The 13,339-nt window shown below is 63.4% G+C and carries 12 protein-coding genes; 10 read left to right on the top strand and 2 right to left on the bottom strand.

The annotated features are described in order from the left end of the window. The first annotated feature begins 65 nt into the window (after positions 1-65). The 3 genes from IWX77_RS14510 to IWX77_RS14500 are packed head-to-tail and all read left to right on the top strand — an operon-like array spanning position 66 to position 3,987. The gene (locus IWX77_RS14510) at positions 66-965 is read left to right on the top strand and encodes an SDR family oxidoreductase (RefSeq protein WP_196845232.1); all 900 of its coding nucleotides are present in this window, start codon (positions 66-68) and stop codon (positions 963-965) included. Further along, positions 962-2,428, top strand: a complete 1,467-nt coding sequence (locus IWX77_RS14505; protein ID WP_196845231.1) for an alpha/beta hydrolase — start codon at positions 962-964, stop codon at positions 2,426-2,428. Before IWX77_RS14510 ends, IWX77_RS14505 begins: the two co-directional genes overlap by 4 nt. Next, on the top strand, positions 2,425-3,987 hold the full coding sequence (locus tag IWX77_RS14500; RefSeq protein ID WP_327012223.1) for a GMC family oxidoreductase: 1,563 nt from the start codon (positions 2,425-2,427) through the stop codon (positions 3,985-3,987). Before IWX77_RS14505 ends, IWX77_RS14500 begins: the two co-directional genes overlap by 4 nt. A gap of 459 nt (positions 3,988-4,446) precedes the next feature. Here IWX77_RS14500 and IWX77_RS14495 read toward each other — a convergent pair whose 3' ends face one another. Beyond that, positions 4,447-5,931 carry an NADP-dependent isocitrate dehydrogenase gene (locus IWX77_RS14495; protein WP_196845230.1) on the bottom strand — a complete coding sequence of 495 codons (1,485 nt, stop codon included), beginning with the start codon at positions 5,929-5,931 and terminating at the stop codon, positions 4,447-4,449. Positions 5,932-6,054: 123 nt separating this feature from the next. Here IWX77_RS14495 and IWX77_RS14490 point away from each other — a divergent pair, with 123 nt between their 5' ends. The 7 genes from IWX77_RS14490 (at position 6,055) to IWX77_RS14465 (ending at position 12,468) form a co-directional block, all read left to right on the top strand. Then, entirely contained in the window at positions 6,055-6,351 is a 297-nt protein-coding gene (locus IWX77_RS14490) for a hypothetical protein (protein WP_196845229.1), read from the top strand. Between the two features lie 29 nt (positions 6,352-6,380). After that, complete coding sequence (locus tag IWX77_RS17480) at positions 6,381-7,355, top strand: DUF6671 family protein (protein WP_442784482.1); 975 nt, start codon at positions 6,381-6,383, stop codon at positions 7,353-7,355. Continuing rightward, the gene (gene ilvD, locus IWX77_RS14485) at positions 7,348-9,060 is read left to right on the top strand and encodes a dihydroxy-acid dehydratase (protein ID WP_196845228.1); all 1,713 of its coding nucleotides are present in this window, start codon (positions 7,348-7,350) and stop codon (positions 9,058-9,060) included. Before IWX77_RS17480 ends, ilvD begins: the two co-directional genes overlap by 8 nt. A gap of 498 nt (positions 9,061-9,558) precedes the next feature. Then, entirely contained in the window at positions 9,559-10,128 is a 570-nt protein-coding gene (locus IWX77_RS14480; protein ID WP_196845227.1) for a zeta toxin family protein, read from the top strand. Positions 10,129-10,753: 625 nt separating this feature from the next. Beyond that, a complete protein-coding gene (locus IWX77_RS14475; RefSeq protein WP_196845226.1) occupies positions 10,754-11,353 on the top strand; it encodes a hypothetical protein in 600 nt (199 codons plus the stop codon). A 173-nt stretch (positions 11,354-11,526) separates the two neighbouring features. Continuing rightward, positions 11,527-11,778: a hypothetical protein gene (locus IWX77_RS14470; protein WP_196845225.1), complete on the top strand. Its 252-nt coding sequence runs from the start codon at positions 11,527-11,529 to the stop codon at positions 11,776-11,778. 171 nt (positions 11,779-11,949) lie between these two features. After that, complete coding sequence (locus tag IWX77_RS14465; protein WP_327012224.1) at positions 11,950-12,468, top strand: hypothetical protein; 519 nt, start codon at positions 11,950-11,952, stop codon at positions 12,466-12,468. Positions 12,469-12,627: 159 nt separating this feature from the next. On the opposite strand, the gene IWX77_RS14460 is transcribed toward IWX77_RS14465, so the two are convergent. Next, positions 12,628-13,125: a WapI family immunity protein gene (locus tag IWX77_RS14460; protein ID WP_196845224.1), complete on the bottom strand. Its 498-nt coding sequence runs from the start codon at positions 13,123-13,125 to the stop codon at positions 12,628-12,630. Positions 13,126-13,339 lie beyond the last annotated feature (214 nt).

Below are 13,339 nucleotides of genomic sequence, written 5' to 3'. Positions count from 1 at the left end.
CACCCGGGCCAATGAGGTACGCGCGGTCATGTCGATGGTGAAGCATTCGACTTAGTATGGGGGGCATGACGTTTCGCGATCAGTACAGTTTCGGAAACCCTGTTGAGCGCTACAGCCGCGTAGACCCGCCCGTTCAGCATCAGCCTGAACCCGGGGTGCAGGCGCGTATGACTCCGGTCCCCGACCTCGGCGAATCGACCTACCGCGGCAGCGGGCGCCTCGCCGGGCGCAAGGCGCTCATCACAGGCGGTGACTCCGGTATCGGCGGTGCCGTCGCGATCGCGTTCGCGCGTGAGGGGGCCGATGTCGTAATCGTGCACCTGCCCGCCGAGCAGGAGGATGCTGACCATATCCTGGGCCAAATAAAGGAGGCAGGCACGACGGGCCACGCGATTGCCGCGGACATCACGGACTCGGCCCGGTGCCGCGAGATCGTTGACGAGACCGTGCGCGTACTCGGTGGGCTCGACATCCTGGTCAATAACGCCGGCAAACAGGTAGCCGTTGACCGTATCGAAGATTTGTCTGACGAGCAGTTCGAACTGACGTTCCGAACGAACGTGTTCGCGAACTTCTGGATCACGAAGGCCGCTCTCGCCCATCTGCCAGCAGGTGCCAGCATCATCAACACGGCGTCGCTGGAGGCTTACAAGCCCGCACCGGATCGCTTGGACTACGCGGCGACGAAAGCAGCGATCAACAACTTCTCGAAGGGTCTTGCGCTGCAGTTAGTTCCTCGCGGTATCCGGGTCAACGTCGTCGCACCCGGCCCCGTTTGGACCGCCCTGCAGGTGTCGGGCGGTGTTTCAGACAAGCAAATGAGAGCATTCGATGACGAAAGTACTTACCAACGTTCCGGGCAGCCGGCCGAGCTGGCCCCCGCCTACGTGTTCCTCGCCTCCGCAGAATCGAGCTACGTCTCGGGCGAGACCTTGAACGTCAACGGCGGCATGGTCACTCCGTGACCAACCATGACTGCACCATTTTTTTTCTTCCCGGTCTGGGCTTTGGCTCTGCATCAACCGCACCGCTCGCAGAAGCTCTCGGCGACCGATTCCGCGTCGTCGGCATCGACCTGCCGGGGCAGGGTCGCACCCCGGATGCTGTGAACGGCTCCGTCCACGCTCTGGCCGATGCCGCGCTCAAGACGATCGAGGCCGAAGCCGATGGCGGACCATGCCTGCTCGCGGCCCACAGCATGGGCGGCAAGGTCGCGGCACTCGTGGCCGCACGCGTGCTGAGCGGCCACGAGGCCGTCTTCGGCTTGGCGGGCGCTGTACTCCTCGCTCCATCCCCGCCCACCCCCGAGCCCATGGACGACGACAAGCGTGCCCTCATGCTCTCATGGGCAGAAAACGGTCCGCTCTCGGAGGTCGACGCGCGCGAATTCGTTGCGCAGAACGTGGCGACATCGTTGGTCGCCGCTTTGGAGCAGGATGCTGTCGACCAAGTTCGGCAGATGTCTCCGCTCGCCTGGCAGCGGTGGCTCAGAGAGGGCAGTCGTGAGAATATTTCGGCCGCAGTTGGCGTGATCGACCTGCCCGTCGTCGTAATGGGGGGCGAAGATGACGACGATCTGGGGGCTTCGGTGCAGCCGCGACTCCTCGGCGCCGTGTATCCGCGGGCGCGCTTCGTGTCTCTCGCCGCGACGGGGCACCTGCTCCCCTACGAGCAACCCCACGAGGTCGCCGCCGAGATCGCGCGGTTCTGGGAATCGATAGTTTCAGCATCCCCACCGGTGGCGCCTGAGTGGGGTCGCCTGATCGCCTCCGACCGCACCGGCGTCGAGGCGCGCGCCCTGTTGGCGCGGCGCGCGATCGCGGACGACGTGGACTACTCGCCGCGGGCGCTCTCGCCGGGGCAGCTCGCGACCCTTCGCGCGCTGGCCGATCGGCTCGTGCCGCAGTCCGAGGCTCGCCGGATCGACCTCGCTGCGCGCATCGACGCCGACCTCGCGTCCGGCCGCGGTGATGGTTGGCGGCCCGCAGAGCTTCCGGATGACGCAGCCGCCTACCGGCTGGGGCTCGACGCCATCGCATCCGTCTGGGCCGACGGTGTGGAACGGCAGGACGCACTAATTCAAGGGATTATCGCCGGCGAGTTCATCATCGACGCCCCGTGGGCCGGTGATGTGTTTCGCCGGTGGTTCGAAGACGTGCGCAATGATCTGACGCGCACCTGGCTGGCCCATCCCGCGTCGCTCGCCCGCGTCGGATACGACGGTTTCGCGACCAGTGGTCCGGGGGCTGAGCCCGCCGGGTATGTGGGCCTCGGCGCCGGCGTGCGCGACTCATGGGAGCCAGCGGACCTCGGCGCGCTCATATCCGATCATGCCAATCGGCCCAACGAGAACAGCGAGAACAGCGACAGCGGCGACCCGGGCACGACCAACAACGCCGGTCAGGTTGGCAAGGAGAACGCAGCGTGAACCTCAACGACATGCGCACGTACGCGCAGGACGACGTTGTCGACGTCGTCGTGGTCGGAACCGGCGCGGGCGGCGCGCCCCTCCTCGCGCGACTCGCGGAACGCGGCCTCCGAGTCGTCGCCCTTGAGGCCGGGCCCAACTTTGACCCTGACGACTTCACCAACGACGAAGTCGAAGCCCCCCGAATCAACTGGATGTCCGAGCGGCTCAGCGGCGGAGACGCACCGACCGCCTTCGGCCCCAACAACAGTGGCTGGGGACTCGGCGGCGGCACACTGCACTGGGGCGCCTTCACACCCCGCCCCGGCATCCGAGACCTGCACCTTCGTACCGAGTTCGGGGTCGGGGCAGACTGGCCCGTCGACCATGCCGAGCTCATTCGCTACATCGTCGACGTCGAGCGCACCATCGGCGTCTCGGGCCCGACTCCGTACCCGTGGGACCCGGAACGGCAGTACCTCGAACCGCCCGTCGATCGAAACGCCTCGGCCGACATCATGGCGATCGGCTGCGCGCGCCTCGGTATCGAAGCCACTGACGCACCGGCCGCCATCCTCAGCCGCGATCGCGACCAGGCACACCACGGTCGCCGCCTCGCCAGCCAAAATCTCGGCACCATCCACCAGGGCGAACGCTACGGCACTAAAGCGACCACCGCGAACACCTATCTCCCCTCCGCCGTTGCCGCCGGGGCGGAGATCCGGCCCGACTCCATGGTGCACGGTATCGAACGCGACGCGCTCGGCCGAATCTCGGCCGTCGTGTACCACCAGAACGGTCAGGAACGTCGGCAGCGATGCGCGACCCTCGTACTCGCCGGCGGCGGCATCGAGACGCCGCGCCTGCTGCTGAACACCGGCCTCGCTAATTCAAGCGGTCTGGTTGGACGTAACTTCCTCGCCCACGGCGCAGTGCAGGTGTGGGGCCGGTTCGACCGGCAGATTCGCGGCTACCGCGGCTACCCCTCCGCACTCATCAGCGAAGACTTCGTACGCCCCGACGGGGTCGACTTCGCGGGCGGATACCTCCTGCAAAGCCTCGGCGTGATGCCGCTTGCCTACGCAACCTCCCTCGTGCGCGGTGCCGGGCTCTGGGGCAGCGAGCTAATCGACGCGCTGGACGCGTGGCGCTACACGGCCGGCATCGGCATCAACGGCGAATGCCTCCCCGCCGAGAACAACAAACTCATATTGGCCGACGAGGTGGATGAATGGGGCATCCCACGCGCGGTCGTCACATTTACACCCGGCCCGAACGAGCAGGCGATCAACCAGCACGCGACTACAACTATGACCCGCATTCTGGAAGCGGCGGGTGCGCTCGACACGCGGGTACTCGCCCGCACCTGCCACACCCTCGGCACGTGCCGGATGAGCGCCGAACCGGGTGACGGCGTCGTCGACGCCGACGGGCGCAGCCACGATATTCCGAACCTCTGGATCTCGGACAATTCCACGTTCCCCAGCTCGCTCAGCGCGAACCCGTGCCTTGCTCAGATGGCGCTCTCGCTACGAACCGCAGACCGGATGATGCACGCACCCATCACGCCTGTCAGCTAGCAGGTTTGGAACGACCGCACCTCTGCAGCGCATGAAGCCGCCAGTTCTGCCTCAAAGGTGATCCCGTGAACCCTGGAGTGACCACTCAGCGTAGCCCCTCAGATGGGAGTGGGCTGAACAACCTGACGCTGCTGCTCCGCCCAGCGAGGCCACCGCACGGGGTCACAACCTGCATCTCAGCGAAGGTTCCCTTGACGGGACCAGCCGACACGTCACCACCTTGTGGCTTTCGGATTTACGTGGTGGGGCTGTTCCTGATTTATATGGCGGTGTCGGGTGAGAACATGCTGGAGATAGTGGCCGCCACTGGTCTTCGCGACCGTCATTCGGCGCGGTCTGGGCTGCTGCGGATCTCTACTTTCAGTGAACCCTCATTTTGAGAGGGCCCACTATCCAAGATATCCGCAGCAGCCCAGACGCGGCTTTCAGGCCCTGTTAGATCGTGGAGAATGCCGGACCTTACTGGCCTTGTCCGAGGGAGTAACCGAGTTCGTCGTCGAAGCGGTAGAGGCCTTCCGTCTTGATGAAGTCGAGCCCAGCCCGATCTAACCGGTGAAGAAGTTGAATGACATGGCTGCGATGCGTTAGCCCGGGTTGGCGGGATTGGAAGCGGGCCCGCCAGTGGTCGGTACAGAACGTTTCCGGTAGTCCGTCGGGCCAGACTTTCACTCCACGGTTGGTGATTATCTGAAGGCTCAGCCAGGTCCCGTCGGCGGCTTGGGTGAGTGCGGCCGCGAGTGCGGCAGGGTCACGGTCGCGGTGGTGTAGAAACACATCCACCCCGTCCATGGTCTTCACCTGTGCTGGCCCGATCAGCGTGGGGGCGATAGCTAGTGGTGGTTGCCCTGCTGGGTATGCCGCTGCCGGCAGCGTCGCGGGGAGCTGCCCGATCCGTTCGATGACTGCGGATGCGAAGGCTGCGGTGCTGACCGGGCGTGTGCCGGGTGATGCGACATCGGAGGTGCCGATGCCGGCTTCCAGTGTGGCCAGCCAGGCGTTGTGGACCCGCTCTGCGACCTCCGGTTGCCCGATGTGGACCAACATCATCACAGCTCCAAGCAGAAGCCCGGACGGGTTGGCGACATTCTGCCCCGCAAGGCGGGGGGCTGAGCCGTGGATGGCTTCGAACATGGCGCCGTGTTCGCCGATGTTGGCCGAGCCGGCCAACCCGACCGATCCGGCAATCTGCGCAGCTACGTCGGAGAGGATGTCGCCGTAGAGGTTTGGCATGACGATGACGTCGAAAAGCTCGGGAGTGTCAGCGAGCTTTGCCGCGCCGATATCGACGATCCAATGCTCCGACAAGAGGTCGGGGTAGTCGGCGGCGATCTCGTCGAACACCCGTCGGAACAGGCCGTCGGTGAGTTTCATGATGTTGTCTTTGGTGAAGCAGGTCACTTTTGATCGGCCGTTGGCCCGGGCGTAGTCGAAGGCATAGCGCACGATCCGCTCGCAGCCGGGGCGGGTGATCAGCTTCAAACACTGGGTAACTTCCTCGGTTTGGCGGTGCTCGATGCCACCATAGAGGTCCTCTTCGTTCTCGCGGATGATCACCACGTCCATCCCGGGATGCCGGGTCGGCACGAAGGGGGCGTAGGCAACACACGGGCGGACGTTCGCGAACAGCCCCAGAGACTTGCGGATGGTCACGTTCAACGATTTGAAACCTCCGCCCTGCGGGGTGGTGATTGGCGCTTTCAGGAAGACCTTCGTGCGGCGCAACGACTCCCAGGCGCCCGGCTCGATGCCCGCACTGTGCCCCCGGGCATACACCGCCTCCCCGATGGTGATCTCCTCGATCGCCAACCGGGCACCAGCCGCCTTCAGGATCCGAAGGGTGGCATCCATAATTTCCGGTCCGATTCCATCACCGCGGGCCACCGTCACGGGCACCACTCCCGGCATTTGTGGGCTCGCCACCGTGGAATCCGTCGAACCGCTCATGGTATCTCTCCTTCACTTCGCTGACCTCGTTGCCTGAATTATTACACGATTTGTATATCGTGTAATTAAGATCGTGTTAAAATTAACGCGTCATCATTGTCTTGAGACAGGTAGTATCCCCGTATGGCCGACTGGATGTTCTTCGCTAACTACGCCCCCGTTGGGGTTCGCATCATCACCGACCCTCGGATCCGGTTGTGCGATGTCGCATGCGAAGTCGTGGAGGCCGAGCGCGTGATGCCGCCGGTCGCGGCCGACCTCGTCGAGTCCGGTTGCCTGCAGTGCCTCCGTGGGGGATGCCACGAGCCCCATTCGCTGCGCAACGACGGGGCGTTGCGGTACCCCGAACAGTCCTATTGGTTCGGGATAACTTTCGCGGTCCTTCGCCACCCCGCCAGCACTCTGGGTGCGGCCTCGTGAGTACCGCGCTGGCTCCCGCTCCAGCCACGATGGACGGGGGCCGCCCGGTCACGGATACCTATCGTGGGCGTGTCGTTGTGTTCGGCCCCCTGAAAGGAAAGGAGCGCCAGGTCGCCCCGGCCTTTGCTGAGGTCCTCGGCGCTCGCGTGATCGCCGTGCCCGGACTGGACACGGACCAGTTCGGGACCTTCACCGGGGGTATCCCCCGTCTTTTGAACCCGCCGGGCGCGGTCCGCGCCAAAGCACGACTCGCGATAGCTTCCAGTGGTCTCTTCGCGCTGGCCGGTGAAGCCAGCTACGGTCCTTTGCCCGGGATCGGTTGGCCTAGACACTACGAAAGCCTGCTGTTTCTCGATGACACCCGCGGGCTTGAGATCGGGGAAAGTCACCGCAGTCTGGGTATTCCCGGCAGTCACATGCGCGCTACGAGCAACACCGATATAGCTGAGAAGCTGGCCCCTACTGGTTGGCCCGGACAAGCCGTGATTGTGCGCCCCGCCGCACTCTTGACCGGGCAACCCGCGGCCACGGCCATCACGAAGGGCATCACGAGTTTCGGGCGGCTCACCACGGCGATCGCCCTCGCTGCCGCCGCGTCTGCCGACGGACACGCCCTTGTTGAACCTGACTTGCGCGCCCACTACAACCCCTCACGGCAGCAGGTCCTCATTGACCTTGGCGTTACCCTGGCCCGCCGGCTTGCCATGGCTTGTCCGGCGCGTGCCGGCCCTGGATATGGGCCTACACATACCCAAACAGGGCTGCCCTGCGCAGACTGCGGTGTGCCCAGCAACCAGGTGAGCGCCGATGTTTTGAGCTGCGCCACGTGTCCTTACCCACACTCCGTGCCCCGCCCGGAGGCCAACGCCAAGCCCGTCTGGGGCCCCAATTGCACCCCCTGCCTCTTCCGCACGGTGCTCCAAAGACATGAGTTTGGGCAGCACTCCCCCATGCAGCCGCATCAGACACCGAACCCGATGGAGAGGAAATCAGCGCATGATTGATCGTCGGCCGCATAGCCGCCAAATAACAGTTGGAGCGGCGCGCGCTCCGGCGAGGGCAATGCTGCGTGCCGTCGGTTTCGAAGATGCCGACTTTGACCTCCCGCAAATCGGGATAGCAGCTGCCGGTAACGACCTCACCCCGTGTAACGTCACCTTGCATGATCTGGCTGCCAGCGTTGCGGCCGGGGTGCGCTCCGCGGGCGCCGTGCCGATGCGATTTTCGACGGTGGCGATCTCGGATGGAATCGCGATGGGACACACCGGGATGCGTGCGTCGCTACCCAGCCGGGATCTGATCGCCGATTCGGTGGAGTGTGTAATGCAGGCCGAGCAGCTTGATGCTCTGGTCACTATCGCCGGATGCGACAAGAGCCTGCCCGCAATGCTCATGGCCGCAGCACGGCTGAACGTGTCCGCTGTCTTCCTCTACGGGGGCACCAGCCAGCCGGGACGTCACCGCGGCCGCGATATTACAATTCAGGACGTCTTCGAGGCGGTCGGGGCGCACGCGGCGGGCCGGATCTCCGACACGGAACTGGACAGTCTGGAACGCGCGGCGTGCCCCGGGGCCGGGTCCTGCGCCGGGATGTACACCGCCAACACAGTCGCCGCCGAAGCGGAAGCACTCGGGATCGCCCTGCCCGGCTCAGCGACCCCACCTGCAGCAACTTCCGATCGGATTCTCTTCGCCGAGGCCAGTGGGGCCGCCGCAGTCCACCTTCTAGATCAAGGTATTCGGGCGCGCGATATCCTCACCCGGCCCGCGTTCGAGAACGCGATCACCACCGTGATGGCCCTCGGCGGATCGTCCAACGCCGTACTACACCTCCTCGCTATCGCCCACGAAGCCGGTGTGAAACTAACCCTGGAAGACTTCGACCGGATCAGCCGCCGGGTTCCACACTTGGCCGACCTGCGCCCAGGTGGACAGTTTGTCATGAGCGACTTGCACCGAGTAGGCGGCGTCCCCACCGTGCTGAACACTCTGCTAGGAGCCGGCCTTTTGCATGGCGATACCCTGACCGTCACTGGTGCCACCCTGGCAGAGAACCTCACCGCACTGGCACCCCCCGCACCGGACGGGCAGGTAGTCCATCCACTGGACTCGCCGCTTCGTACCGACGGTGGCCTGGCAATTCTGCACGGGTCCCTCGCCCCCGACGGGGCAGTAGTAAAACTCGCGGGAATCACTCGCAGCAGCTTTACCGGAACGGCCCGGGTCTTCGACGACGAACCCGAAGCCATGAACTACGTCACAACCGGCCGGCTCCGACCCGGCGACGTGATCGTGATCCGATACGAAGGCCCCCGCGGCGGGCCAGGTATGCCCGAAATGCTCGCCGTGACCGCGGCCGTCACGGGCTCCGGGCACGGCCGTGATGTCGCCCTACTCACTGACGGGCGCTTCTCAGGAGCCACCACCGGGATCAGCATCGGCCACGTCTGTCCCGAAGCCGCCCTCGGCGGCCCCATTGCACTAGTCCGCACCGGCGACCCCATCCATATCGACCTCGTCGGCCGTCGCCTGGACCTCGGCGTCGACGAAGCCGAACTCACCCGACGCCGCCACAACTGGCGGCGACCCACCACCCCCGCCGGAAACGGTTTTCTCGCTAAATACGCCCGCCTGGTCGGGCCTGCATCCCACGGAGCGCTCGTCGGTGCACAACATGACGAGCCCACAGCAGCCGGACAGCCACTATGAACACAGTTCACCCGTAAGCGCAGACTGAGCACTCTCGCCCTTCTGGATGACATTGCTCGCAGTGTCGGATCAACCCACACAAATCCAACCGCCGTGATCGCTAGCGTGTGGTCACGTCCTTTGCCAGGTAGACCGACGCGCTCAGAGTCAGTCGAGGCTGCGCCTTTCGGAGGCATTTGATCACTGCGAAGTCGGAGGCGGCGGGGTTAACTCCCGCTTACTCGAGCACACTCGCTGCCCATGCACGTGCAGCGGGTGGCGCACCTGCCGACGGTGACACTCCGCGGAATATCTTTTCCGGTCGACGACGTGGATCTTCCCTGTCCCCAAAGATCGTCGCCAACAATTCACTGTGCATGATCGCATCCCCTCGAATCCAACATTGGAAGATCTGCTGCCATCTCAGAGAACGTTTATGCGTCACGCATCCGTCTAGACATGAGCAGGCCCGGAAACGGACGGGCCCACGGCCAGAGTTGGTTCGACCAGGCTGGAGTGATGAACCTGACGAGTGATGTCGAAAGCAATGTCCGTCCGATGCTGGTATTGATCTCGGGTCCGATCGCTGCGGGGAAGAGCACTGTTGCACGGGCGCTCGCGGAACGATTGAGAACCGGTGGCGAGCAGGTAGCCCTGGTGGAGCTGGATCAAATTGCAGAGATTGCTCTGCCGACGCTTCCGGATTGGAGTGCGGCACACGGCACATTCAACTCGGTGGTCGGACAGTGGCTTGCAACCCCGGTCACTGTGGTCGTCGCGGAGGGACCGGGAAGCGAGGGAGAGGTCAGCGCCCTTGTCCCTGAGGTCCCTCCGCGAACGCCGGTAATGATCGCGGTCTTGACGAGCACGTTCGACGTCGCCTTCGCGCGCGCGAGCGCCGATCCATCTCGCGGAATCTCCCGAGAACGCGCATTCCTCTCCGACGAATTCGCGCGCTGGGCCGAGGAAATGCCCCAGATGGAGCATGACGTGCTGATCGATACGGGTGCCTTATCGGTCGAGGAAAGCGTCGACTTACTCCTTGGTGGATTTCGAAGGACGCGCAACACCGCGATGAGGCCCAGATAGCTCAAGCTCCTTCGGCGGGAACGTTGCATCGTCGCAGTCTTCCAACGTGAAATCGTCGAGGCGAATTCTTCGAACCCCTCGGTCCCGAATCGATAAACGGAGCGCAATTCGAAGAGGAGACTTCTTGCGCCAAGTCCAGCAGCCGGCTTCCTGCCCTTGTCGTCGCATAATCCCACGGATACGAGGCGTCTCGTCGCTGCGGGGCCGGCGCAACAACACGGCGCGGAAACGGGCTGGACGACGATTCGCGCAACTATGTCTCGTCAGTCTCGGGCTGATTCCAGATACACGCCGTCAGTTACGAAACGCTCGAAAACGGCTAGCTGGCTGGTGTCATTTTCAGGAGTCGCCCGCACCGTCAGAAGTCCTGTGTATCCGATTTTTCGCCGGTCATCTCAATGTAGGTTCCTGAAACGGGTCAGGCAACCAGTTCGTCGTCATACCTGTGGCTTTCACCGAAAGATGACGGTGTTTTTTTGTCTTTTGATGGCGGTGCGGTGCTGATCGAGCGGCCCGACGGGAAGTCGGCCGCGTGTCGCAAGCGGAAGGTCAACGGACAGTATTCGTCCGACAACGCTGTCGATGGGTTCGCGGATCAGAAGCGCGGGTGATCTACTCAATACAAATGACCTCCTACCAGCCCCTGTCACAGCAGCCCCCGATCACTCCCACATACATCGGCCACGTCATCGGCTCATCATTCGGTCTAGTTTTCGTACTCGTAAACAGCGCACCGTTCGCGCTTGGTCTTCGCATTGTCGCGTGCGTACTGGCCGTGGTCGTCTTCATCGTCATCATCGCTGCCTTCATCCGCACAACTCGCCTGACGCGGCGGCGCGGAAGGGCCCAAAACGAAACAGATCACGCCGTCGTCGGCTTCACCGGCCGTTACTGGATCATCATCGGCGTCGAAGTCATCATGCTGTTCGGCGGACTCGCGATCGTGCGGCAGGTCGAACCGGCGGCAGCCCTGGGCTGGATCGCCCTCGTCGTCGGGGTTCACTTCTTCCCACTCTCCCGCTTGTGGGCTCCAGGTCGCGCTCAGATAGTGGCGATCGCCATCGCCATGACAGTGCTCGGCATCGTTGGCCTGGTACTCGCCTTCACCACACACAACGCGGATACTGTCACCGTGGTATCCGGTGTCGGCTCGGGAATCGTGCTGCTAGGCACAGCACTCATCATCGCCCTCCAGACCCTGACCAAACGATCCGCCATGCTGTAAGCGGACAGCGGCACAAAGCCGGCGATTGATGGATGGCCAAGCAGGGATCCCACGATCCCCCGCGGGCAACTCCCGCGGGCACGACCACACGTGCAGAGTAAATGCTGCCGTGACAAAGAACCGAAGGCTCCGCGGCGTACTGTAGTAAAGATGACGAGAGAACGGGGACTCACATGGCGCAGCGCACCACCACACCGCAAACCGCAGTCTGGTACTTCGTAGGCGCGACGTTCGTGTTCCTCTCCCCGACGCTCATCTTCCAGTTCCAGGGAGCTGATGTTCTGTGGCTGAGGCTGCTCACACTCGGGGTGGGCTTGGTCATATTCACGAGTGGGATCGTTGTGCTGGCCCGAGAGCAGCGGCAGCGCCGCGACTCCCGAGAGGCTGACACCCCGGAGCAGTCTGAACAGGCCACCTCGGAATAAGCACACGGGAGGCGTGTCCCGACGGATCAACAGAGCAGCCCCCTACCGACGGTCAAGACCACGCCGCTGGCGTTCTGGCGGCATATCAGCTATCTGGGTGCCGGATCGGGCGCCCGCCAGGGAACCTTACTGACGGGCATGACCCGAGATTCCTTATGACATGATCTGTTCGTGGTCGATGCAGTGTTCATCAACGGGACGGTCGGAGTCGGCAAGACATCCGCTGGCGAAGCGCTGAGCGCGCTCGAGGCCGATGCCGGTCACCCTCACGCATTCATCGACGTGGACACCGTACGACGCCTGTGGCCGAGTCCGATCGACGATCGTTTTCAGCACGAACTGGAACTAGAGAACATCCGAGATCTGGCGACCAACTATCGCAAAGCCGGCGCCCATCAACTCATCCTCGCGGGCGTCATTGAAGATCGCCGCGAGATTGCCCGCTACGTCACGGCCCTCGGCGTGAAGCGAATGTTCATTTGCCGTCTCACTGCTGACGCATCGGTAATAGATGCGCGTCTGGCCATGCGTCACGTCAACGACCCGTCCGGCTTGGTTTGGCACCGTGACCGCAATCGGGAACTTGCGGTGATTCTAGAGCGCGCCGCTCTCGACAACCTGGTGATCGACACGACGGTTCTCACACCAACGCAGACCGCGATGGCCATCAAGGTCGCCGCTGACTGGTAGTCGAAAGACATACCTACCTGGAGCTTGAATGACTCTCTGACGCAGGCAAGCCGGACGGTCTGCGGGCGCTATTTCAGAGCGTCGCGAACGTGTGGTTGAGTTCGGAATTCGCTCTTGATCGGGCGTCCGCAGGGGAACGGTTAGCGGATACTTCAGCGATCATCGTCCTGGGAAGGCGGCGAGTTCCGTCCGCCAGGTCGCGGCGGCACTGGCAGCATCCGTGAGAGTGGTCTCTATTTCGATCCAGAAGGTGTGCTCTGTGATGTGATCGGCTTCCGGGTCACGTCGATCTGGAGGCAATGCTTCCAGTGAGAGGTGAACTCTAACGACGACTGTATCTTCGCCGTAGCTTTGGACGCTAAAGCCAAGGTTCGGCTCAGTGAACGCAAGGGACGGGGCAATGCCACCGTTCTCACCCACTTCCATGAGCGCCTCAAGCCGAGTCGCAACCCGTTCAAACCAACCGGCGATCTCCATCGCTTGGTCGACAACCAAAGCGGGATATCGACAGGCCCACCGCTCATTCTCCGCAGAGACAACCGAACCGGCCATGATGAGCCAATTGTCATCCCAGTCATCCCCAGTCACCGATTCAAACTCGTCGTGCACGGGATGAAGAACGATCTGCGCTGGTCCTGAAAGGTCCTTGAGTTCCATTCCAAGATCATCCCACCGCGCTCGGTGCCCGTTCGCCTGATCCGCTCCTCATGTTGCGCGCATCGGTCAATGAAAAAACAGCGCCGAGCAAGAATCAACTGTGAACCTCTACCGCGACGATTTGTGTAAACGGGTCGCCACGCCACCGACGGGAAGAACAATCAAGCCTCCCGCGCAGAGGAGAGCGATCCATTCACCGGTGGCCACGCTCACC

It is taken from the genome of Cryobacterium sp. CAN_C2 (assembly GCF_015751745.1).
In the GTDB taxonomy this organism is placed as follows: Bacteria; Actinomycetota; Actinomycetes; order Actinomycetales; family Microbacteriaceae; genus Cryobacterium.
The sequence above is the reverse complement of the archived record's forward strand: the minus strand, read 5'-3'. Positions and strand labels throughout refer to the sequence as shown.

Bases quoted from the DNA above. Each gene is read 5' to 3' on its own strand.
- IWX77_RS14510 (WP_196845232.1), top strand. From the start codon at position 66: ATGACGTTTCGCGATCAGTACAGTTTCGGAAACCCTGTTGAGCGCTAC.
- IWX77_RS14495 (WP_196845230.1), bottom strand. From the start codon at position 5,931: ATGAGCGGTTCGACGGATTCCACGGTGGCGAGCCCACAAATGCCGGGA.
- IWX77_RS14490 (WP_196845229.1), top strand. From the start codon at position 6,055: ATGGCCGACTGGATGTTCTTCGCTAACTACGCCCCCGTTGGGGTTCGC.
- IWX77_RS17480 (WP_442784482.1), top strand. From the start codon at position 6,381: ATGGACGGGGGCCGCCCGGTCACGGATACCTATCGTGGGCGTGTCGTT.
- ilvD (WP_196845228.1), top strand. From the start codon at position 7,348: ATGATTGATCGTCGGCCGCATAGCCGCCAAATAACAGTTGGAGCGGCG.
- IWX77_RS14480 (WP_196845227.1), top strand. From the start codon at position 9,559: ATGAACCTGACGAGTGATGTCGAAAGCAATGTCCGTCCGATGCTGGTA.
- IWX77_RS14475 (WP_196845226.1), top strand. From the start codon at position 10,754: ATGACCTCCTACCAGCCCCTGTCACAGCAGCCCCCGATCACTCCCACA.
- IWX77_RS14470 (WP_196845225.1), top strand. From the start codon at position 11,527: ATGGCGCAGCGCACCACCACACCGCAAACCGCAGTCTGGTACTTCGTA.
- IWX77_RS14460 (WP_196845224.1), bottom strand. From the start codon at position 13,125: ATGGAACTCAAGGACCTTTCAGGACCAGCGCAGATCGTTCTTCATCCC.